At 64.1% G+C, this 20759-nt stretch carries 18 protein-coding genes; 13 read left to right on the plus strand and 5 right to left on the minus strand.

All coding sequences use genetic code 11. The annotated features are described in order from the left end of the window. Nucleotides 1–49 precede the first annotated feature (49 nt). From AC0MAZ_RS20225 to AC0MAZ_RS20235, 3 genes are all read right to left on the minus strand, one after another. Nucleotides 50–745 carry a glutathione S-transferase N-terminal domain-containing protein gene (locus AC0MAZ_RS20225; RefSeq protein ID WP_475858949.1) on the minus strand — a complete coding sequence of 232 codons (696 nt, stop codon included), beginning with the start codon at nt 743–745 and terminating at the stop codon, nt 50–52. Between the two features lie 30 nt (nt 746–775). Beyond that, nucleotides 776–1291, minus strand: a complete 516-nt coding sequence (locus tag AC0MAZ_RS20230) for a GNAT family N-acetyltransferase (RefSeq protein WP_203652046.1) — start codon at nt 1289–1291, stop codon at nt 776–778. 66 nt (nt 1292–1357) lie between these two features. After that, on the minus strand, nt 1358–1855 hold the full coding sequence (locus tag AC0MAZ_RS20235) for a PaaI family thioesterase (protein WP_203652045.1): 498 nt from the start codon (nt 1853–1855) through the stop codon (nt 1358–1360). Between the two features lie 214 nt (nt 1856–2069). Here AC0MAZ_RS20235 and AC0MAZ_RS20240 point away from each other — a divergent pair, with 214 nt between their 5' ends. Then, nucleotides 2070–3320, plus strand: coding sequence for a 2-aminoadipate transaminase (locus tag AC0MAZ_RS20240; RefSeq protein ID WP_203652044.1), 1251 nt, complete (start codon nt 2070–2072; stop codon nt 3318–3320). Nucleotides 3321–3323: 3 nt separating this feature from the next. Here the strand turns inward: AC0MAZ_RS20240 and AC0MAZ_RS20245 are convergent, their stop codons facing one another. Beyond that, nucleotides 3324–3626, minus strand: a complete 303-nt coding sequence (locus AC0MAZ_RS20245) for a hypothetical protein (RefSeq protein WP_110738050.1) — start codon at nt 3624–3626, stop codon at nt 3324–3326. A 230-nt stretch (nt 3627–3856) separates the two neighbouring features. On the opposite strand from AC0MAZ_RS20245, the gene AC0MAZ_RS20250 reads away from it, so the two are divergent. Both AC0MAZ_RS20250 and fusA read left to right on the plus strand, forming a co-directional pair. Continuing rightward, a complete protein-coding gene (locus tag AC0MAZ_RS20250; RefSeq protein ID WP_203652043.1) occupies nt 3857–4285 on the plus strand; it encodes a hypothetical protein in 429 nt (142 codons plus the stop codon). Between the two features lie 67 nt (nt 4286–4352). Further along, nucleotides 4353–6467: an elongation factor G gene (gene fusA / locus AC0MAZ_RS20255; RefSeq protein ID WP_475858950.1), complete on the plus strand. Its 2115-nt coding sequence runs from the start codon at nt 4353–4355 to the stop codon at nt 6465–6467. Nucleotides 6468–6576: 109 nt separating this feature from the next. On the opposite strand, the gene AC0MAZ_RS20260 is transcribed toward fusA, so the two are convergent. Further along, nucleotides 6577–8019 (minus strand): SulP family inorganic anion transporter, encoded by a 1443-nt coding sequence (locus AC0MAZ_RS20260; RefSeq protein WP_475858951.1) that lies wholly within the window; start codon nt 8017–8019, stop codon nt 6577–6579. Nucleotides 8020–8246: 227 nt separating this feature from the next. Between AC0MAZ_RS20260 and AC0MAZ_RS20265 the strand changes: the two genes are divergently transcribed. The 10 genes from AC0MAZ_RS20265 to nuoH all read left to right on the plus strand — a co-directional run bounded on the left by AC0MAZ_RS20265 (nt 8247) and on the right by nuoH (nt 20759). Next, nucleotides 8247–9011 (plus strand): secretin N-terminal domain-containing protein, encoded by a 765-nt coding sequence (locus tag AC0MAZ_RS20265; protein ID WP_177330852.1) that lies wholly within the window; start codon nt 8247–8249, stop codon nt 9009–9011. A gap of 494 nt (nt 9012–9505) precedes the next feature. Further along, complete coding sequence (aceA, locus tag AC0MAZ_RS20270; protein ID WP_203652037.1) at nt 9506–10831, plus strand: isocitrate lyase; 1326 nt, start codon at nt 9506–9508, stop codon at nt 10829–10831. A 207-nt stretch (nt 10832–11038) separates the two neighbouring features. Continuing rightward, on the plus strand, nt 11039–11701 hold the full coding sequence (locus tag AC0MAZ_RS20275; RefSeq protein ID WP_254464965.1) for a lysoplasmalogenase: 663 nt from the start codon (nt 11039–11041) through the stop codon (nt 11699–11701). Nucleotides 11702–12082: 381 nt separating this feature from the next. Next, the gene (locus AC0MAZ_RS20280; RefSeq protein WP_028692461.1) at nt 12083–12496 is read left to right on the plus strand and encodes an NADH-quinone oxidoreductase subunit A; all 414 of its coding nucleotides are present in this window, start codon (nt 12083–12085) and stop codon (nt 12494–12496) included. 9 nt (nt 12497–12505) lie between these two features. Then, nucleotides 12506–13183 carry a NuoB/complex I 20 kDa subunit family protein gene (locus AC0MAZ_RS20285; RefSeq protein WP_008096180.1) on the plus strand — a complete coding sequence of 226 codons (678 nt, stop codon included), beginning with the start codon at nt 12506–12508 and terminating at the stop codon, nt 13181–13183. A gap of 79 nt (nt 13184–13262) precedes the next feature. Then, complete coding sequence (gene nuoC, locus AC0MAZ_RS20290) at nt 13263–15044, plus strand: NADH-quinone oxidoreductase subunit C/D (protein WP_110733467.1); 1782 nt, start codon at nt 13263–13265, stop codon at nt 15042–15044. 2 nt (nt 15045–15046) lie between these two features. After that, a complete protein-coding gene (gene nuoE / locus AC0MAZ_RS20295) occupies nt 15047–15544 on the plus strand; it encodes an NADH-quinone oxidoreductase subunit NuoE (RefSeq protein WP_012313767.1) in 498 nt (165 codons plus the stop codon). Further along, entirely contained in the window at nt 15541–16908 is a 1368-nt protein-coding gene (gene nuoF / locus AC0MAZ_RS20300; protein ID WP_203652033.1) for an NADH-quinone oxidoreductase subunit NuoF, read from the plus strand. Before nuoE ends, nuoF begins: the two co-directional genes overlap by 4 nt. Nucleotides 16909–17040: 132 nt before the next feature. Then, complete coding sequence (gene nuoG, locus AC0MAZ_RS20305) at nt 17041–19755, plus strand: NADH-quinone oxidoreductase subunit NuoG (protein ID WP_203652031.1); 2715 nt, start codon at nt 17041–17043, stop codon at nt 19753–19755. Further along, nucleotides 19752–20759, plus strand: a complete 1008-nt coding sequence (nuoH, locus tag AC0MAZ_RS20310) for an NADH-quinone oxidoreductase subunit NuoH (RefSeq protein WP_050706494.1) — start codon at nt 19752–19754, stop codon at nt 20757–20759. The genes nuoG and nuoH overlap by 4 nt, the downstream gene beginning before the upstream one ends.

The raw sequence follows: 20759 nt of genomic DNA on the forward strand, positions 1-20759 counted from the left end.
CCGACGCATTCGCGGGTAAACCCGCTCCCACAGGATCGCGGATAGCTGCTTAGCTCGGCACTTTCAGCCCGCGCTGGACCGCCGGGCGCTCAAGAAACTTCGCCAGCACCCGCTGAACTTCCTTGAACTCATCGAACCCCACCAACTCGCGCGCGTTGTAGCGCTCCACCAGGTTGCGCACCCAGGGGAAGATGGCGATATCGGCAATGCTGTACGCACCGACCATCCACTCGCGCCCCTGCAGATGGCGATCGAGCACGCCCAGCAGGCGCTTGGACTCATTGACGTAGCGATCCCGGGGCCGCTTGTCCTCGTACTCCTTGCCGGCGAATAAGTGGAAGAACCCCACCTGGCCGAACATCGGCCCGATGCCGCCCATCTGGAACATCAGCCACTGCAGGGTCTGGTAGCGCTGGGCAGGATCCTGGCTGAGCAACTGCCCGCTCTTCTCGGCCAGGTACTGCAGAATCGCCCCCGACTCGAACAACGGCAGCGGCTGGCCACCAGGGCCATCGGGGTCGAGGATTGCCGGAATCTTGTTGTTGGCGCTCAGGGAGATGAACTCGGGGCTCAGCTGGTCGTCGTTGTCGAAGCTGACCTTGTGCACCTCGTAGGGCAGGCCGATCTCCTCGAGCATGATCGAGACCTTGACGCCGTTGGGCGTGGCCAGCGAATACAGTTGCAGGCGCTCGGGATACCGGGCCGGCCATTTGCGGGTGATGGGGAATGCACAAAGATCGGTCATGTTCGCGCCCTGAAGGTTGGGGGATTCAATTTAAAGACTGTCGGGCGTCCTGACCATCACCCAGTCTCGGTGCCGCTCGTCACCGCAGGGAAAGATCGCCTCGCCCACCTTGCGAAAACCATTGCGCTCGTAGAAACGGATGGCCTTGGCGTTGAGTTCGTTGACGGTCAGGCGAACCGGGCCACAGGTGTGGGACAAGATAGACTCGAGCAGCGACTGCGCGGCGCCTGTGCCGTGGGCGACGGGCAGCACATAGCAGCGGGAAATCTCCACCAGCTGATCGGCCGCGGCGATCCCCAGCTCACCGGGCGCCAGGTCGAGCATGCTGTAGCCCAGCACCTGGCCGTCCTGCTCGACCACCAGCAGGCGCTTGTGCGGGTGGCACAGGTGCGCCTGGAAATGCTCGGGCTGCAGGTTGTGGGTGATGTAATGCTGCTGCGCCGCCGGGGCACTGTCGGGCGGGCTGGCCAGGGCGAAGGTGGCCTGGCCGATATGGCTCAGGACTGCGCAATCGTCCCTGCGGGCCGGGCGGATCTGGTAGGGCATGGCAACATCCTGTCGGGCATCCGGATCACCCTCGACAATGCCAGCCCCTCCCAACCGGCGCAAGGTTCAGGCGTCGCCGTGAGCCTGGCGCTTGAGCTTCTCGGTATCGACCCGGACAAACACCGAGTCAGCGGTGACGGTCAGCACATCACCGGCCCAGACCTCGCAGATCACCCGGCTCTTGCGCCCCACCTCACCCTCGACCCGCGCCTTGAGCTGCAGCTCGACGCCCATCGGCGTGGGCTTGAGGTAGGTCAGGCTGAGCTGGCCGGTAACGCAGTCGATACGCGGCAGGCTGCCGGGCTCGCGGCCTTCGGCCCGATAGTGGTGGGCCATCGCGGTCCAGTTGGAATGGCAATCGACCAGCATGGCCAGCAGGCCGCCGTAGACCAGGCCGGGCCAGCCGATGAAGGTCGGATCAGGGGAATGACGGCACAGCAGGTGGACGCCGTCGTCATCCCAGTGACTCTGCACGTGCAGGCCGCTGGGGTGGGAACAACCGCAGCCATAGCAGGTGCCATCAGGGGCGGCGAGTTGCTGCAGGGAAAGGGCTTGCTCGGTCATGTGCGTCCTTGGCTTGTTGGATTTGGGAAGGAGGCTGGCTGCCGATGGTAGCGCCCTGCCCGTTCCACGCCAATGAGCGTGTCCCGGGATAATGTCAAAGACAACCCATCAAGTTCAGGAAGAAAACGAATGACGGCAATCGAATAATTCGTTTGCGGGATATATCCCCGCCACGCTTGGATACGACCTGACTCGAACAACAGGCCGCGTGCAGATGAATCAGGAAAGTATCAGCCAGTCCATCGCCATCGTTCACCCGATCACTCTTTCCCACGGCCGCAACGCCGAAGTCTGGGACACCGCCGGCAAGCGCTACATCGACTTCGTCGGCGGTATCGGCGTGCTCAACCTGGGCCACTGCAACCCGGCGGTGGTCGAGGCCATCCAGCAGCAGGCCGCGCGTCTGACCCATTACGCCTTCAACGCAGCGCCCCACGGCCCCTACCTGGAGCTGATGGAGCGCCTGCGCCAGTTCGTCCCGGTCAGCTACCCGCTGGCGGGCATGCTCACCAACAGCGGCGCGGAAGCGGCGGAGAACGCCCTCAAGGTCGCCCGCGGCGCCACCGGCAAGCGCGCCATCGTCGCCTTCGACGGCGGTTTCCACGGCCGTACCCTGGCCACCCTCAACCTCAACGGCAAGGTCGCCCCGTACAAGCAGCGGGTCGGTGAACTGCCCGGTCCGGTCTACCACCTGCCCTACCCCAGCGCGGACACCGGGGTGAGCTGCGAGCAGGCGCTCAAGGCCATGGAGCGCCTGTTCGGCGTGGAACTGGCGATGGAGGACGTGGCGGCGTTCATCTTCGAGCCGGTGCAGGGCGAAGGCGGCTTTCTCGCCCTCGACCCCGCCTTCGCCCAGACCCTGCGCCGCTTCTGCGACGAGCACGGGATCCTGATCATCATCGACGAGATCCAGTCCGGTTTCGGCCGCACCGGCCAGCGCTTCGCCTTCCCCCGGCTGGGCATCGAGCCGGACCTGTTGCTGCTGGCCAAGAGCATTGCCGGCGGCATGCCGCTGGGCGCGGTAGTCGGGCGGCAGGCGATCATGGGCGCGCTGCCCAAGGGCGGGCTGGGCGGGACCTATTCGGGCAATCCGATCGCCTGCGCGGCGGCGCTGGCAAGCCTGGCGCAGATGACCGACGCCAATATCGCCACCTGGGGCGAACGGCAGGAACAGGCCATCGTGGCGCGCCATGCGCGCTGGAAAGCGTCGGGAATGTGCGCAGCGCTCGGGCGCCTGACCGGCACCGGGGCCATGCGCGGGCTGGAATTCGTCAACCCGGACGGCAGCCCGGCACCGGCGCAACTGGCCAAACTGCTGGAGGCAGCGCGCAGCAAGGGGTTGTTGCTGATGCCCAGCGGCAAGGCGCGGCACATCATCCGCCTGTTGGCACCGCTGACCATCGAGCCTGAGGTGCTCGAGGAAGGCCTGGATATCCTCGAGCAGTGCCTGATGGAGCTGGACTGAGGGTTACAGGCCCAGTTCTTCAGGAGTGGGCATGTCGCACTCGAAGGCGATCCAGCCGCCTTCGAGCTCGGCGTGGCCGTTGACGATCAGGCCGTAGTAGGTCAGGCCATTCTCCAAGGTGACGCAGATGTGCGTGGCGCCTTTTTCGGGGGCCGCGAGCGTGCCGACGAAATGCACTTTCTTCAGCACCTCGGTCACCGCCTCAAGGCCCACGCGCATGTTGGTGTTCTCCGAGGCCTCGGTATCGCCCCCACGGTCTTCGGCGCTGATGGTCACGGTGGCGGTGTACGGGTACTTGGTGCTCAAGCGGGGTTACCTCAACAGGTGTATTAGGCGTATGGGCGCGTAGAGTACGGCAGGCGGCCCTTGTTGTCTCTAATGACCTCTTCGCGGGTAAACCCGCTCCCACAGGGATTTTCACATTGCCTGTGGGAGCGGGTTTACCCGCGAAGAGGCCAGGCCTGCAAAAGGTGATCTGAAGGGCCCGATCTGTTAGGGTGCCCGGCGATGCACGCCACACCACGCGAGGATACCGAGTGAGCGCCGAACAACCCCTGATCGCCGACCTGTTCGAGGTCGACAAACGCCTGACCCTCAAGCCCGTCGTGGACTTCAACGCCTACCTGCGCAACGCTTTCGGCGACGGCCCCTGCCGCTGCCACCGCTGCGTCGAGGGCAATGGCGACGAGAGCGGCTACGAGCACCGTCACAGCTTCGAACTGGAAGGCCGCACCCTGCACCGGCGCTTCGCCAGCACCGCCGGCAGCGACGTGCTGATGGCGCTGAAGAAGGCCTGGCTGTCGTATACCAAGGCCGAGCTGATCACCGTCGGCACCCTGGACATGGCCACCCTCAAGTCGTTCACCGAGGCCGCCCTGCACGAGCGCCTGCTGGCCCTGCTGCCGGCCAGCGGCCTGGCCCGCGAAAACGATGGCCAGTGGCAGTTGCAGGTGCTCGCCGACTGACGGTCGCCCCGGCAGGATTCTCCCGCTCTGCTACCTTGGGAGAATCCTCACCCACAGGTGACCGACCATGGCCCGCACGACCCCCATCGAGCTGTACCGCAACATCGGTATCGTTGCCCACGTGGATGCCGGCAAGACCACCACCACCGAGCGGATCCTGTTCTACACCGGGGTCAACCACAAGATGGGCGAGGTGCACGACGGCGCCGCGACCATGGACTGGATGGCCCAGGAGCAGGAGCGCGGCATCACCATCACCTCGGCGGCCACCACGGCCTTCTGGCAAGGCTCGACCAAGCAGTTCGAGCACAAGTACCGCTTCAACATCATCGACACCCCCGGCCACGTCGACTTCACCATCGAGGTCGAGCGCTCGCTGCGCGTGCTCGATGGCGCGGTGGTGGTGTTCAGCGGCGCCGACGGTGTCGAGCCGCAGTCCGAGACCGTATGGCGCCAGGCCAACAAGTACCATGTGCCGCGCCTGGCCTACATCAACAAGATGGACCGCCAGGGCGCCGACTTCCTGCGGGTGGTGAAGCAGATCGACCAGCGCCTGGGCCACCATCCGGTGCCGATCCAGCTGGCCATCGGCAGCGAGGAGCACTTCATCGGCCAGATCGACCTGGTGAAGATGAAGGCCATCTACTGGAACGACGCCGACCAGGGCACCAGCTACCGTGAAGAAGCGATCCCCGCCGAGCTGCAGGACCTGGCCGACGAATGGCGCGCCCATATGATCGAAGCTGCGGCCGATGCCAGTGAAGCGCTGACCCTGAAGTTCCTCGACGGCGAGGAGTTCACCACCGAGGAAATCAAGGCCGCCCTGCGCAAGCGCACCATTGCCAACGAGATCGTGCCGACCATCCTCGGCTCTTCGTTCAAGAACAAGGGCGTGCCGCTGATGCTCGACGCGGTGATCGACTACCTGCCCGCCCCCAGCGAGATCCCGGCGATCAAGGGCACCGATCCGGACGACGAAGAGAAGCACCTGGAACGCCACGCCGACGACAAGGAACCCTTCTCGGCCCTGGCCTTCAAGATCGCCACCGACCCGTTCGTCGGCACCCTGACCTTCGCCCGGGTGTATTCCGGTGTGCTCAGCTCCGGCAACGCCGTGCTCAATTCGGTCAAAGGCAAGAAGGAACGCATCGGCCGCATGGTGCAGATGCACGCCAACCAGCGCGCCGAGATCAAGGACGTATGCGCCGGCGACATCGCCGCGCTGATCGGCATGAAGGACGTCACCACCGGCGACACCCTGTGCGACATGGACAAGCCGATCATCCTCGAGCGCATGGACTTCCCCGACCCGGTGATCTCGGTGGCAGTGGAGCCCAAGACCAAGGGCGACCAGGAGAAGATGGGCATCGCCCTGGGCAAGCTGGCCCAGGAGGACCCGTCGTTCCGGGTCAAGACCGACGAGGAGACCGGCCAGACCATCATCTCCGGCATGGGTGAGCTGCACCTGGACATCATTGTCGACCGTATGAAGCGGGAGTTTGGCGTCGAGGCCAATATCGGCAAGCCGCAGGTGGCGTACCGCGAGAAGATCCGCAACACCTGCGAAATCGAAGGCCGCTTCGTCCGCCAGTCCGGTGGCCGTGGCCAGTACGGGCACTGCTGGATTCGCTTCGCCCCGGGCGACGAAGGTAAGGAAGGCCTGGAGTTCATCAACGAAGTCGTCGGTGGCGTGGTGCCACGGGAATATATCCCGGCAATCCAGAAAGGCATCGAGGAGCAGATGAAGAACGGCGTGCTCGCCGGCTATCCGCTGATCAACCTCAAGGCGACGGTGTTCGACGGTTCCTACCACGACGTCGACTCCAACGAGATGGCCTACAAGATCGCCGCGTCCATGGCCACCAAGCAGCTGTCGCACAAAGGCGGCGCGGTGCTGCTGGAGCCAGTGATGAAGGTCGAGGTGGTGACGCCCGAGGAGTACCAGGGCGACATCCTCGGCGACCTGAGCCGGCGCCGGGGGATGATCCAGGACGGCGACGAGACTCCTGCCGGCAAGGTGATCCGCGCCGAGGTGCCGCTGGGCGAGATGTTCGGCTATGCCACCTCGATGCGCTCAATGACCCAGGGGCGGGCCAGTTTCTCGATGGAGTTCACCCGCTATGCCGAAGCGCCGGCGAGCATTGCCGATGGCATCGTGAAGAAGAATCGCGGGGAGTCATAAGGCGAGCGCTGCGCACCCGATTCGCGGGTAAACCCGCTCCCACAGGGATCGCGAAACCCTGTGGGAGCGGGTTTACCCGCGAATGCGTCAGGTCAGACAACGCTGCTTGTCAGTGCTGCTCACCCGCCCGCTTGAGCAGCTTCTTGCAGCGCTCCGACAGGTGCACCACCCGCAACTGCTTGCCAGCCTTGGCATACCGCTCGCGTAAGGTCTGCAACGCAGCTATCGCCGAATAATCGACAAAGCTCAGGTGCTGGCAGTCCAGGGTGACCCTGGCCGGATCATTGGCCGGATCGAACTGGTTGAGAAACGGCGTGGTCGAGGCGAAGAACAGCGTGCCATGCACCTGGTAATGCTTGCTGCCCTCACCATCCACATGGCTGTCGGCGTACAGCTCCCGCGCATGCTGCCAGGCGAAGTTGATCGCCGCGATGACGATACCGAACATCACCGCCATGGCCAGGTCAGTGAACACCGTGACCACGGTCACCGCGATAATCGCCAGCACATCGCTCACCGGCACCTTGTGCAGCACCCGCAGCGAGGCCCAGGCGAAGGTCTGCTGGGCTACCACGAACATCACCCCCACCAGCGCGGCCAGCGGAATGCGCTCGATCAGCGGCGACAGGAACAGGATGAACAGCAGGATCATAACCCCGGCCACAACGCCCGACAGGCGTCCACGGCCATTGGAGCTGAGGTTGATCACGGTCTGGCCGATCATCGCGCAGCCGCCCATGCCGCCGCACAGGCCCGAGACCATGTTGGCCGCGCCCAGGGCCACGCATTCGCGGTCCGGATAGCCGCGGCTCTCGGTGATCTCGTCGGTGAGGTTGAGGGTCAGCAGGGCTTCCAGCAGACCGACCATGGCCATCAGGAATGCGTAAGGCGCGATGATCTTCAGGGTCTCGAGGTTCCAGGGCACCTCCGGCAGGGCCAGGTGCGGCAGGCCGCCGGCGATATGGGCCATGTCGCCAAGGGTGCGGGTCGGCAGGTCGAGCAGGTAGACCAGCAGGCCGACGCCGAGGATCGCCACCAGCGCCGGCGGCACGGCCCGGGTCAGCTTCGGCAGGAGGTAGACCACAAGCATGGTCAGCGCCACCAGGCCGATCATCAGGTACAGGGGCGTCCCGCCAAGCCAGTGCTCGCCGTCCTTGAAGTGCTCCAGCTGGGCCAGGGCGATGACGATGGCCAGGCCGTTGACGAAGCCGAGCATCACCGGGTAAGGCACCAGGCGCACCAGCTTGCCCAGGCGTAGCGCGCCAAACAGGATCATCACCACCCCGCCGAGCAGCACTGTGGCCAGCAGGTACTGGGCGCCGTGCTGCACCACCAGGGCGACAATGACTACCGCCATGGAACCGGCCGCGCCGGAGATCATGCCGGGACGGCCACCGAACAAGGCCGTCAGGGTGCAGATGATGAAGGCGCCGTACAGCCCCATCAACGGGTTGAGGTGCGCCACCAGGGCGAAGGCGATGCACTCCGGCACCAGGGCGAAGGAAGTGGTGAGGCCGGCGAGCAGGTCGGCGCGAAGTCGGGCGGGTTTCATGAGGGTCCTGTACAGACAGCAATGGCAGCACACATTACCTGTGGGAGCGGGTTTACCCGCGAATGCGATGGTGCATTCCCTGACGCATTCGCGGGTAAACCCGCTCCCACAGGACATGCGTTGCCTTTTGGGGGCGAGACTGGAAATCGAGGGGCGCGATGTTACGGAATTTGTCTGACAGCAGCCACCGTCAATCCGCACGGCAAGTTGCCCGCAAATTTGCCATCATGTCCATTCCACCCGCGGAGATCATGGACATGCCGCTACGCCCCCTGCTCGCCTCCCTGCTGCTGGCCGCCAGCCTTACCGCCCAGGCCGCTACCGAGGTCATCCCCCTGCAACACCGCAGCAGCGCCGAACTGCTGCCTGCCGCCCAGTCGTTCCTGGGCAAGGACGGCAGCGTCAGCACCTTCGAGGACAAGCTGATCGTCAACGCCAGCCAGGAACGCATCGACGACCTGCGCGCCCTGCTGCAACAGCTCGACACCGCGCCCAAACGCCTGCTGATCAGCGTCGACAACAACGACAGCAACTTCCAGGACAACCGCGGCAACGCCCGCGTGATCCGCTACGGCACCGCCAACCGCGAAGGCGGCATGCAGCAGGTGCAGGCCAGCGACGGCCAGCCGGCACTGATCCAGGTGGGCCAGAGCATCCCCGTCACCAGCACCGCCACCGACGGTTACGGGCGCATCCAGAGCAACACCGAATACCGCAATGTCACCCAGGGTTTCTACGTCACCCCGCGCCTGAGCGGCGACACGGTTCGTCTGCAAATCAGCACCAATAATGATCGAATGAGCCAGGAACGTGCCGATGTAGTGAAAGTGCAGAGCACCGACACGACCGTCACCGGCAAGCTCGGCGAGTGGATCACCCTGGCCGGGTTCAACCAGCAGAGCCAATCCGAACGCAGCGCGTCAAGCCTCAGTTACAGCACCCAGCGCGGTGAAAACATGACTTTGCGGGTGAAAGTCGACCTTCTCGACTGAACCCAGGCAATTCAAGGCCTCGACCAAAGGCCTTGAAACTGACCACCAAGTCGCATTAGACCAAAGATGTAGTAAGCCGGAAAAAGCACTACAAAACATTTGACAGGCTCTTTTCGGCAAGGGCATGATGGCCTCGCTCCCGCTAATCAGAGGCCCTGGCAAGGGTCTTCGAGGTGCGCTCCTCCCACCGTGGAGGCACCTCGTGTCCATACGGCCCACAAGGCGGTTCGACGGGATTGCGACTGCAACGAAGAAGTTGTCCCGAGGGACGGAAGCGCATCACCGCAGTTCTGGCAATCGCGTCGCACCGCAGCAAGGCAACCACGAGCCGACCTGCAGGGCACACCTTCGCCTGGCCTGCACAACCCTTCCCCTTCGAGCCTCCTGCGTTCGCCGCCGCACTCCCCCGGACAGGACAGCCGCCTGGCTTCTGATCCGCGTATCCGAGCATCAGCACAATTACACTCAAGATCGATGCGACGAGGTTTATTTCCATGGCACTGACACGCGAACAGCAAATTGCAGCCCTCGAGAAAGACTGGGCCGAAAACCCGCGCTGGAAAGGCGTGACCCGTACCTACACCGCCGCTGATGTCGTTCGCCTGCGTGGCTCGCTGCAGCCAGAGCACACCTTTGCTCGCCAAGGCGCAGAAAAACTGTGGAAGCTGGTCACCCAAGGTGCCCACCCGTCCTTCCGCCCAGAAAAAGATTTCGTCAACTGCATGGGTGCCCTGACCGGTGGCCAGGCAGTGCAGCAGGTAAAAGCCGGCATCCAGGCCATCTACCTGTCCGGCTGGCAGGTTGCCGCCGACAACAACTCGGCCGAGTCGATGTACCCCGACCAGTCGCTGTACCCGGTCGACTCGGTACCGACCGTGGTCAAGCGCATCAACAACTCGTTCCGTCGCGCCGACCAGATCCAGTGGAAAGCCGGCAAGAACCCGGGCGACGAAGGCTACATCGACTACTTCGCACCGATCGTGGCTGACGCCGAAGCCGGTTTCGGCGGTGTGCTGAACGCCTACGAGCTGATGAAGAACATGATCGAAGCAGGCGCCGCCGGCGTGCACTTCGAAGACCAGCTGGCCTCGGTCAAGAAATGCGGCCACATGGGCGGCAAGGTACTGGTACCGACCCAGGAAGCCGTACAGAAGCTGGTGGCTGCCCGCCTGGCCGCTGACGTTGCCGGTGTACCGACCATCATCCTGGCCCGCACCGACGCCAACGCCGCCGACCTGCTGACCAGCGACTGCGACCCGTACGACCAGCCGTTCGTGATCGGCGAGCGTACCCGTGAAGGCTTCTACAAAGTCCGTGCCGGCCTCGACCAGGCCATCTCCCGCGGCCTGGCCTACGCGCCGTATGCCGACCTGATCTGGTGCGAAACCGCCAAGCCGGACCTGGATGAAGCCCGCCGCTTCGCCGAGGCGATCAAGAAGGAATACCCGGACCAGATCCTGTCGTACAACTGCTCGCCTTCCTTCAACTGGAAGAAGAACCTGGACGACGCCACCATCGCCAAGTTCCAGCGCGAGCTGTCGGCCATGGGCTACAAGCACCAGTTCATCACCCTGGCCGGCATCCACAACATGTGGCACGGCATGTTCAACCTGGCGCACGACTACGCCCGCAACGACATGACCGCCTACGTGAAGCTGCAGGAGCAGGAGTTCGCCGACGCGAGCAAAGGCTACACCTTCGTCGCGCACCAGCAGGAAGTCGGCACCGGCTACTTCGACGACATGACCACCGTGATCCAGGGTGGCGCCTCGTCGGTGACCGCACTGACCGGTTCGACCGAGGAAGAGCAGTTCCACTGAGTTCGGTGAGCTGAACAGCAAGCCCAGGTTCCGTGAGGAGCCTGGGCTTTCTTTTGCCTGCACCGACCTCTTCGCGGGTAAACCCGCTCCCACAGACATAGCGCAAAACCTGTGGGAGCGGGTTTACCCGCGAAAGGGCCGGCACAGGCCAGAGCAAAATCAGGGATCAGGTCTAAGCTTGTGGCTACTCCACAGCAAGGACTGCCCATGCCCCGCCCTGGCCACCTGCTCACCCTCGCCGTCGCAGCCGCCGCCTTCTATCTATACGCGCTGGCCAGCGACAACGCCCTGCTCGGCCTGCTGGTCAAACCCATTCCGGTGCTCGCACTGATTGCCTGGCTGAGCACCACCCCCGCCACACCCTATCGCCGCTGGATCATCCTCGGCCTGGCCTTCTCGGTGCTCGGCGACATACTCCTGGCGATCCCCCGAGACCTGTTCGTGTTCGGCCTTGGGGCATTCCTCTGCGCGCACCTGGCCTACCTGCGCGGCTACTGCAGCCTCACGCGACGCCCGGCCTACCCGGCCCTGGCCTGCGCCGTGCTGATCGGCGGTTCGCTGTTCGGCCTGCTCGCCGGCCATGGCCTGGGCCCACTGCTGATTCCAGTGGCGCTCTACGCCCTGACCATCGGCGCCATGCTCTGGCGCGCCCTGGCCTGTGGTGGCCTGGCCGCGCTGGGCGCCTGTGCATTTGTATTCTCCGACAGCCTGATCGGCATCGACCGCTTCGTCAGCCCATTCGCCACCGCCGAGTACCTGATCATCCTCTTCTACTGGCTCGGCCAGTGGCTGATCGCTGCGTCGGTAAGCCGCGACACAAGCGACAAAGTATTGACCCAGAGCGGTGCGAGCAATGCCAGAAGCTGCTAGAACGAGAGTTTTTCGCATTTGCAAGAGGGGGCGCTCGGCAGATGAACTTTGCAAGGCCCAAAACAGCTAAAACATTACAGCTCAGGTTAAATGATATTAATTATCATTACGCAACTAGCCTGTCGTTACGCGGGGTAAGAAACATAATTAACAAATCCGCGTGCAATGCCCGAAACTCAAGGCTTTCAGCCAGTTACGAAAGATTTTTGTTCTTAAACCTACGAATAAATTTGCAACGGAAATTTTACTTGCACTGGGTTTACCCATAAAATCAGCGCGATTGATTCAGCTGCGACATTTGGTCACTGCGTCTGCGACACCACGTCGCCGCTCTACTTATTTCAGACTGCAGAGCTGGGTCTCTGTATAAGGATTTCTAGCATGTCCGATTCGGCAGGACTCATCGCCCACAACTGGGGCTTTGCCATCTTCCTCCTGGGTGTCGTCGGCCTGTGTGCCTTCATGCTCGGCCTGTCCAGCCTGCTCGGTAGCAAGGCCTGGGGTCGCGCCAAGAACGAACCCTTCGAATCCGGCATGCTGCCCGTCGGCAGTGCCCGCCTGCGCCTGTCCGCCAAATTCTATCTGGTCGCGATGCTGTTCGTGATCTTCGATATCGAAGCCCTCTTCCTGTATGCATGGTCTGTGTCCGTCCGCGAAAGCGGCTGGACCGGATTCGTCGAAGCTCTCATTTTCATAGCAATTCTGTTGGCAGGTCTTGTCTACCTATGGCGCGTCGGGGCGCTCGATTGGGCTCCCGAAGGTCGCCGCAAGCGGCAAGCGAAGCTGAAACAATGAGGCTTTGGCATGCAATACAATCTCACCAGAATCGATCCGGACGCACCCAACGAGCAGTATCCGGTCGGTGAGCGGGAAACCGTCACCGATCAACTGCTGGAAGACCAGGTCCACAAGAACATCTACATGGGGAAACTCGAAGATGTGCTGCGTGGCGCGGTCAACTGGGGTCGCAAGAACTCCCTCTGGCCGTACAACTTCGGCCTTTCCTGCTGCTACGTGGAAATGACCACGGCCTTCACGGCGCCCCACGACATCGCCCGCTTCGGCGCCGAAGTCATCCGGGCCTCGCCGCGCCAGGCCGACTTCATGGTCATCGCCGGTACCTGCTTCGTCAAGATGGCGCCGATCATCCAGCGCCTGTACGAGCAGATGCTCGAGCCCAAGTGGGTCATCTCCATGGGTTCGTGCGCCAACTCCGGCGGCATGTACGACATCTACTCGGTCGTTCAGGGGGTCGACAAGTTCCTCCCCGTGGACGTCTATGTGCCTGGCTGCCCGCCGCGCCCCGAGGCATTCCTGCAAGGCCTGATGCTGCTGCAGGAGTCGATCGGCCAAGAACGACGCCCGCTTTCCTGGGTGGTTGGTGATCAAGGCATCTACCGTGCCGAGATGCCCGCCCAGAAAGACCTGCGTCGCGAACAGCGCATTGCGGTAACCAACCTGCGCAGCCCCGACGAAGTCTGATCCAGCGACCTGCCGCCCGCTCCCGAAGGAGCCGGCGGCCTGGCTTCATTCTTAACGCTGACCCAAAGCGACCGAGACCATGACAGCGGACAACGCTATTTATATTCCGCCCTACAAGGCTGACGACCAGGATGTGGTCGTCGAACTGCACAACCGTTTTGGCGCCGACGCATTCGTCGCCCAGGAAACCCGCACCGGCATGCCGGTACTGTGGGTAAAGCGTGCCCAGCTCAAGGAAGTGCTGAGCTTCCTGCGCGGCGTCGCCAAGCCGTACAGCATGCTGTACGACCTGCACGGCGTCGACGAGCGCCTGCGCACCCAGCGCCGCGGCCTGCCTGCCGCCGATTTCAGCGTGTTCTACCACCTGCTGTCGGTCGAGCGTAACAGCGACGTGATGATCAAGGTGTCGCTCAGCGAAGGCGACCTGAACCTGCCGACGGTGACCGGTATCTGGCCGAACGCCAACTGGTACGAGCGCGAAGTCTGGGACATGTTCGGCATCGACTTTGCCGGCCACCCGCACCTGAGCCGTATCATGATGCCGCCGACCTGGGAAGGTCACCCGCTGCGCAAGGACTACCCCGCCCGCGCCACCGAGTTCGATCCCTACAGCCTGACCCTGGCCAAGCAACAGCTTGAAGAGGAATCGGCGCGCTTCAACCCGGAAGCCTGGGGCATGAAGCGCCAGGGCGCCAACGAGGACTACATGTTCCTCAACCTCGGCCCGAACCACCCGTCCGCCCACGGTGCCTTCCGTATCGTCCTGCAGCTGGACGGTGAAGAGATCGTCGACTGCGTCCCGGACATCGGCTACCACCACCGTGGCGCCGAGAAGATGGCCGAGCGTCAGTCCTGGCACAGCTTCATTCCCTACACCGACCGTATCGACTACCTCGGCGGGGTGATGAACAACCTGCCGTACGTACTGGCGGTGGAAAAGCTGGCCGGCATCCAGGTGCCGCAGAAAGTCGACGTGATTCGCATCATGCTCGCCGAGTTCTTCCGCATCACCAGCCACCTGCTGTTCCTGGGCACCTACATCCAGGACGTCGGCGCCATGACCCCGGTGTTCTTCACCTTCACCGACCGCCAGCGCGCCTACACCGTGATCGAGGCGATCACCGGTTTCCGCCTGCACCCGGCCTGGTACCGCATCGGTGGTGTCGCCCACGACCTGCCGCGCGGCTGGGACAAGCTGGTCAAGGACTTCGTCGAATGGCTGCCCAAGCGCCTCGACGAGTACACCAAGGCCGCCCTGCAGAACAGCATCCTCAAGGGCCGGACCATCGGCGTCGCTGCCTACAACACCAAGGAAGCGCTGGAGTGGGGCACCACCGGTGCCGGCCTGCGCTCCACCGGTTGCGACTTCGACCTGCGTAAGGCGCGCCCTTACTCCGGCTACGAGAACTTCGAGTTCGAAGTGCCGCTGGCCCACAACGGCGATGCCTACGATCGCTGCATGGTCCGTGTCGAGGAGATGCGCCAGAGTATCCGCATCATCGACCAGTGCCTGCGCAACATGCCGGAAGGCCCGTACAAGGCGGATCACCCGCTGACCACGCCGCCGCCGAAAGAGCGCACCCTGCAGCACATCGAGACCCTGATCACCCACTTCCTGCAAGTCTCGTGGGGCCCGGTCATGCCGGCCAACGAGTCGTTCCAGATGATCGAGGCGACCAAGGGCATCAACAGTTACTACCTGACGAGCGATGGCGGCACCATGAGCTACCGCACCCGGATCCGTACCCCGAGCTACCCGCACCTGCAGCAGATCCCTTCGGTGATCAAAGGCAGCATGGTCGCGGACCTCATCGCGTACCTGGGCAGTATCGACTTCGTTATGGCTGACGTGGACCGCTAAGCATGAACAGCACGCTTATCCAAACCGACCGTTTCGCCCTGAGCGAAACCGAGCGCTCGGCCATCGAGCACGAGATGCACCACTACGAGGACCCGCGCGCGGCGTCCATCGAAGCCCTGAAGATCGTCCAGAAGGAACGCGGCTGGGTGCCGGACGGCGCCATCTACGCCATCGGCGAAGTGCTGGGTATCCCCGCCAGCGACGTCGAGGGCGTGGCCACCTTCTACAGCCAGATCTTCCGCCAGCCGGTCGGCCGCCACATCATCCGCGTGTGCGACAGCATGGTCTGCTACATCGGCGGCCACGAATCGGTGGTCAGCCAGATCCAGAGCGAGCTGGGCATCGGCCTCGGCCAGACCACCGCGGACGGGCGTTTCACCCTGCTGCCGGTGTGCTGCCTGGGCAACTGCGACAAGGCCCCGGCGCTGATGATCGACGACGACACCTTTGGCGACGTGCAGCCTGCCGGCGTCTCCAAGCTGCTGGAGGGTTACGTATGACCATCACTTCCTTCGGCCCGGCCAACCGCATCGCGCGTTCGGCCGAAACCCACCCGCTGACCTGGCGCCTGCGCGACGACGGCGAGCCTGTATGGCTGGCCGAGTACCAGGCCAAGAACGGCTATGCCGCCGCCCGCAAGGCGCTGGCCGAGATGTCCCAGGACGATATCGTCCAGTCCGTCAAGGACTCCGGCCTCAAGGGCCGTGGCGGCGCGGGCTTCCCCACCGGCGTGAAGTGGGGCCTGATGCCCAAAGACGAATCCATGAACATCCGCTACCTGCTGTGCAACGCGGATGAAATGGAGCCGAACACCTGGAAGGACCGCATGCTGATGGAGCAACAGCCCCATCTGCTGGTCGAGGGCATGCTGATCAGCGCCCGCGCCCTGAAGGCCTACCGTGGCTACATCTTCCTGCGTGGCGAATACACCACCGCGGCGAAGAACCTCAACCGCGCCATCGACGAAGCCAAGGCCGCAGGCCTGCTGGGCAAGAACATCCTCGGCTCGGGCTTTGATTTCGAGCTGTTCGTGCACACCGGTGCCGGGCGCTACATCTGCGGTGAAGAAACCGCGCTGATCAACTCGCTCGAAGGCCGCCGCGCCAACCCGCGCTCCAAGCCGCCCTTCCCTGCCGCCGTCGGCGTGTGGGGCAAGCCGACCTGCGTGAACAACGTCGAGACCCTGTGCAACGTGCCGGCCATCGTCGCCAACGGCAACGACTGGTACAAGTCGCTGGCCCGCGAAGGCAGCGAAGACCACGGCACCAAGCTGATGGGCTTCTCCGGCAAGGTGAAGAACCCGGGCCTGTGGGAGCTGCCGTTCGGCGTCACCGCCCGCGAGCTGTTCGAAGACTACGCCGGTGGCATGCGCGACGGCTTCAAGCTCAAGTGCTGGCAGCCAGGCGGCGCCGGTACCGGCTTCCTGCTGCCCGAGCACCTCGATGCGCAGATGTACGCCGGTGGCATCGCCAAGGTCGGCACCCGTATGGGTACGGGCCTGGCCATGGCGGTCGACGACAGCGTCAACATGGTCTCGCTGCTGCGCAACATGGAAGAGTTCTTCGCCCGCGAATCCTGCGGCTGGTGCACGCCATGCCGCGACGGCCTGCCATGGAGCGTGAAGATGCTGCGCGCCCTGGAGAAAGGCCAGGGCCGCGCCGAAGACATCGAGACCCTGCTGGGTCTGGTCAACTTCCTCGGCCCAGGCCGCACCTTCTGTGCTCACGCACCGGGTGCCGTCGAGCCATTGGGCAGTGCCATCAAGTATTTCCGCTCGGAGTTCGAGGCCGGCGTCGCCCCAGCCACTGCTGGCAGCGAAGCCCTGCGCCCGAACCTGGCGAAGCCGATCGTGGTCGGCGCATAACAAGATGAACAGCGGATGGTCCGTGCCATCCGCCAGCCCGCCGGCCGGCCCGAACGATTCGTGGCCGGCCGCAGGCTCACCGATTTCCATTAGCCACGCCCGCCCACGCGGGCCAACGAAGAACTTTGAACAATGGCCACTATCCACGTAGACGGCAAAGCGCTCGAAGTCAACGGTGCGGACAACCTGTTACAGGCCTGTCTGTCGCTCGGCCTCGACATCCCCTATTTCTGCTGGCACCCGGCGCTCGGTAGCGTCGGCGCCTGCCGGCAGTGCGCGGTCAAGCAGTACACCGACGAGAACGACACCCGTGGTCGTATCGTCATGTCCTGCATGACCCCTGCCTCCGACGGCACCTGGATCTCCATCGACGATGACGAGTCCAAGGCGTTCCGCGCCAGCGTCGTCGAATGGCTGATGACCAACCACCCGCACGACTGCCCGGTGTGCGAGGAAGGCGGTCACTGCCACCTGCAGGACATGACGGTAATGACCGGCCACAACGAGCGCCGCTACCGTTTCACCAAGCGTACCCACCAGAACCAGGACCTCGGCCCGTTCATCGCCCATGAGATGAACCGCTGCATCGCCTGCTACCGCTGCGTGCGCTACTACAAGGACTACGCCGGCGGCACCGACCTGGGCGTATACGGCGCCCACGACAACGTGTACTTCGGTCGCGTCGAAGACGGCGTGCTGGAAAGCGAGTTCTCCGGCAACCTCACCGAGGTCTGCCCGACCGGTGTGTTCACCGACAAGACCCACTCCGAGCGTTACAACCGCAAGTGGGACATGCAGTTCGCCCCGAGCATCTGCCATGGCTGCTCCAGCGGCTGCAACATCAGCCCCGGCGAGCGCTACGGCGAACTGCGCCGCATCGAGAACCGTTTCAACGGCTCGGTGAACCAGTACTTCCTGTGCGACCGTGGCCGCTTCGGCTATGGCTACGTCAACCGCAAGGACCGTCCGCGCCAGCCGTTCCTCGCCGATGGCAGCAAGCTGGGCCTGGACGCCGCCCTGGACAAGGCCGCCGACCTGCTGCGCGGCCGCACCATCGTCGGTATCGGCTCGCCGCGCGCCAGCCTCGAGAGCAACTATGGCCTGCGTGAGCTGGTCGGCGCCGAGTACTTCTACTCCGGTATGGAAGCTGGCGAACTGGCCCGCGTGCGCCTGGCGCTGAACGTGCTGAACGACAGCCCGCTGCCAGTCCCGACCCTGCGCGACATCGAAGACCACGACGCCGTGTTCGTGCTCGGTGAAGACCTGACCCAGACCGCCGCCCGCGTCGCCCTGGCCGTACGCCAGGCCACCAAGGGCAAGGCCGAGGCCATGGCCGACGCCATGCGCGTACAGCCTTGGCTGGACGCTGCGGTGAAGAACATCGGCCAGCACGCGCTGTACCCGCTGTTCATCGCATCCTTGGCTGAAACCAAGCTGGACGACGTCGCCGAAGAGTGTGTGCACGCTGCTCCCGCTGACCTGGCCCGCATCGGTTTCGCCGTGGCCCACGCCATCGACCCGAGCGCGCCTGCCGTCGCCGGCCTGGACGACGAAGCCAAGGCCCTGGCCCAGCGCATCGCCGATGCCCTGGTCGCCGCCAACCGCCCGCTGGTGGTCGCCGGCACTTCCCTGGCGGATCCTGCGCTGATCGAAGCCGCCGCCAACATCGCCAAGGCCCTCAAGCTGCGCGAAAAGAACGGTTCGCTGAGCCTGGTCGTGCCTGAAGCCAACAGCCTCGGCATGGCGATGCTGGGCGGCGAGTCCGTCGATGCGGCCCTGGACGCCGTGATCAGCGGCAAGGCCGACGCCATCGTCGTGCTGGAAAACGACCTGTACGCCCGCGTACCGGCCGCCAAGGTCGACGCCGCCCTGGCCGCGGCCAAGGTGGTGATCGTTGCCGACCACTCCAAGACCCCGACCCTCGACCGCGCCCACCTGGTGCTGCCCGCCGCCTCGTTCGCCGAAGGCGACGGCACCCTGGTCAGCCAGGAAGGCCGTGCCCAGCGCTTCTTCCAGGTGTTCGACCCGCAGTACCTGGACAGCAGCATCCAGATCCACGAAGGCTGGCGCTGGATGCACGCCCTGCGTGCCACCCTGCTGAACAAGCCGGTGGACTGGACCCAGCTGGACCACGTCACCAGCGCCTGCGCCGAAGCCGCGCCGCAACTGGCCGGCATCATCAATGCCGCACCAAGCGCAGCCTTCCGCATCAAGGGCATGAAGCTGGCCCGCGAGCCGCTGCGCTACTCCGGCCGTACCGCCATGCGCGCCAACATCAGCGTGCACGAGCCGCGTACCCCGCAGGACAAGGACACCGCGTTCGCCTTCTCCATGGAAGGCTACTCGGGCTCGGCCGAACCGCGCCAGCAGGTGCCATTCGCCTGGTCGCCAGGCTGGAACTCGCCACAGGCCTGGAACAAGTTCCAGGACGAAGTGGGTGGCCACCTGCGTGCCGGTGACCCGGGCGTGCGCCTGATCGAGTCGCAAGGCGACAAGCTCAACTGGTTCACCGCCATTCCGGGCGCGTTCAACCCGGCTCGCGGCACCTGGACCGCCGTACCGTTCTTCCACCTGTTCGGCAGCGAAGAGAGTTCCTCGCGCGCCGCACCGGTACAAGAGCGTATTCCAGCCGCCTACGTCGGCCTGGCCAAGTCCGAAGCCGACCGCCTGGGCGTCAACGACGGCGCGCTGCTGAGCCTGAACGTGGCCGGTGTTTCGCTGCGCCTGCCGCTGCGTATCAATGAAGAACTGGGCGCTGGCCTGGTTGCGTTGCCCAAAGGCCTGGCCGGCATTCCGCCCGCCATCTTCGGTGCAGCCGTCGAAGGCCTGCAGGAGGCAGCACAATGAGCTGGTTCACCCCCGAAGTGATCGACGTGATCATTCAGGTCGTCAAGGCCATCGTGGTGCTGCTGGCCGTGGTGGTCTGCGGCGCGCTGCTCAGCTTCGTCGAGCGTCGCCTGCTGGGCTGGTGGCAGGACCGCTACGGTCCGAACCGGGTCGGCCCGTTCGGTATGTTCCAGATCGCCGCCGACATGCTGAAGATGTTCTTCAAGGAAGACTGGAACCCGCCCTTCGTCGACAAGATGATCTTCACCCTGGCGCCGGTAGTGGCCATGAGCGCCCTGCTGATCGGCTTCTCGATCATCCCGATCACCCCGGGCTGGGGCGTGGCCGACCTGAACATCGGCCTGCTGTTCTTCTTCGCCATGGCCGGCCTGTCGGTCTACGCCGTGCTGTTCGCCGGCTGGTCGTCGAACAACAAGTACGCCCTGCTGGGCAGCCTGCGGGCCTCGGCGCAGACCGTGTCGTACGAAGTGTTCCTGGGCCTGGCGCTGATGGGCGTGGTGGTGCAGGTGGGTTCGTTCAACATGCGCGACATCGTTGAATACCAGGCCAACAACCTGTGGTTCATCATTCCGCAGTTCTTCGGCTTCTGCACCTTCTTCATCGCTGGCGTCGCCGTGACTCACCGTCACCCGTTCGACCAGCCGGAAGCGGAACAGGAACTGGCCGACGGCTACCACATCGAATATGCCGGCATGAAATGGGGCATGTTCTTCGTCGGTGAGTACATCGGCATCATCCTGATCTCGGCGCTGCTGGTAACCCTGTTCTTCGGTGGCTGGCACGGTCCGTTCGGCATCCTGCCGCAAGTACCGTTCCTGTGGTTCGCCCTGAAGACCGCGTTCTTCATCATGCTGTTCATCCTGCTGCGCGCCTCGATCCCGCGCCCACGCTATGACCAGGTGATGGACTTCAGCTGGAAGTTCTGCCTGCCGCTGACCCTGATCAATTTGCTGGTGACCGCTGCGATCGTGCTCTACAACACGCCAGCCGTCGCGGCCCAGTGA

The organism is Pseudomonas sp. A (assembly GCF_056270345.1).

Excerpts from the sequence above, each read along its gene's own strand:
- AC0MAZ_RS20225 (WP_475858949.1), bottom strand. The coding sequence starts at position 745 with ATGACCGATCTTTGTGCATTCCCCATCACCCGCAAATGGCCGGCCCGG.
- AC0MAZ_RS20230 (WP_203652046.1), bottom strand. The coding sequence starts at position 1,291 with ATGCCCTACCAGATCCGCCCGGCCCGCAGGGACGATTGCGCAGTCCTG.
- AC0MAZ_RS20235 (WP_203652045.1), bottom strand. The coding sequence starts at position 1,855 with ATGACCGAGCAAGCCCTTTCCCTGCAGCAACTCGCCGCCCCTGATGGC.
- AC0MAZ_RS20240 (WP_203652044.1), top strand. The coding sequence starts at position 2,070 with ATGAATCAGGAAAGTATCAGCCAGTCCATCGCCATCGTTCACCCGATC.
- fusA (WP_475858950.1), top strand. The coding sequence starts at position 4,353 with ATGGCCCGCACGACCCCCATCGAGCTGTACCGCAACATCGGTATCGTT.
- AC0MAZ_RS20260 (WP_475858951.1), bottom strand. The coding sequence starts at position 8,019 with ATGAAACCCGCCCGACTTCGCGCCGACCTGCTCGCCGGCCTCACCACT.
- AC0MAZ_RS20265 (WP_177330852.1), top strand. The coding sequence starts at position 8,247 with ATGTCCATTCCACCCGCGGAGATCATGGACATGCCGCTACGCCCCCTG.
- aceA (WP_203652037.1), top strand. The coding sequence starts at position 9,506 with ATGGCACTGACACGCGAACAGCAAATTGCAGCCCTCGAGAAAGACTGG.
- AC0MAZ_RS20275 (WP_254464965.1), top strand. The coding sequence starts at position 11,039 with ATGCCCCGCCCTGGCCACCTGCTCACCCTCGCCGTCGCAGCCGCCGCC.
- AC0MAZ_RS20280 (WP_028692461.1), top strand. The coding sequence starts at position 12,083 with ATGTCCGATTCGGCAGGACTCATCGCCCACAACTGGGGCTTTGCCATC.
- AC0MAZ_RS20285 (WP_008096180.1), top strand. The coding sequence starts at position 12,506 with ATGCAATACAATCTCACCAGAATCGATCCGGACGCACCCAACGAGCAG.
- nuoC (WP_110733467.1), top strand. The coding sequence starts at position 13,263 with ATGACAGCGGACAACGCTATTTATATTCCGCCCTACAAGGCTGACGAC.
- nuoE (WP_012313767.1), top strand. The coding sequence starts at position 15,047 with ATGAACAGCACGCTTATCCAAACCGACCGTTTCGCCCTGAGCGAAACC.
- nuoF (WP_203652033.1), top strand. The coding sequence starts at position 15,541 with ATGACCATCACTTCCTTCGGCCCGGCCAACCGCATCGCGCGTTCGGCC.
- nuoG (WP_203652031.1), top strand. The coding sequence starts at position 17,041 with ATGGCCACTATCCACGTAGACGGCAAAGCGCTCGAAGTCAACGGTGCG.
- nuoH (WP_050706494.1), top strand. The coding sequence starts at position 19,752 with ATGAGCTGGTTCACCCCCGAAGTGATCGACGTGATCATTCAGGTCGTC.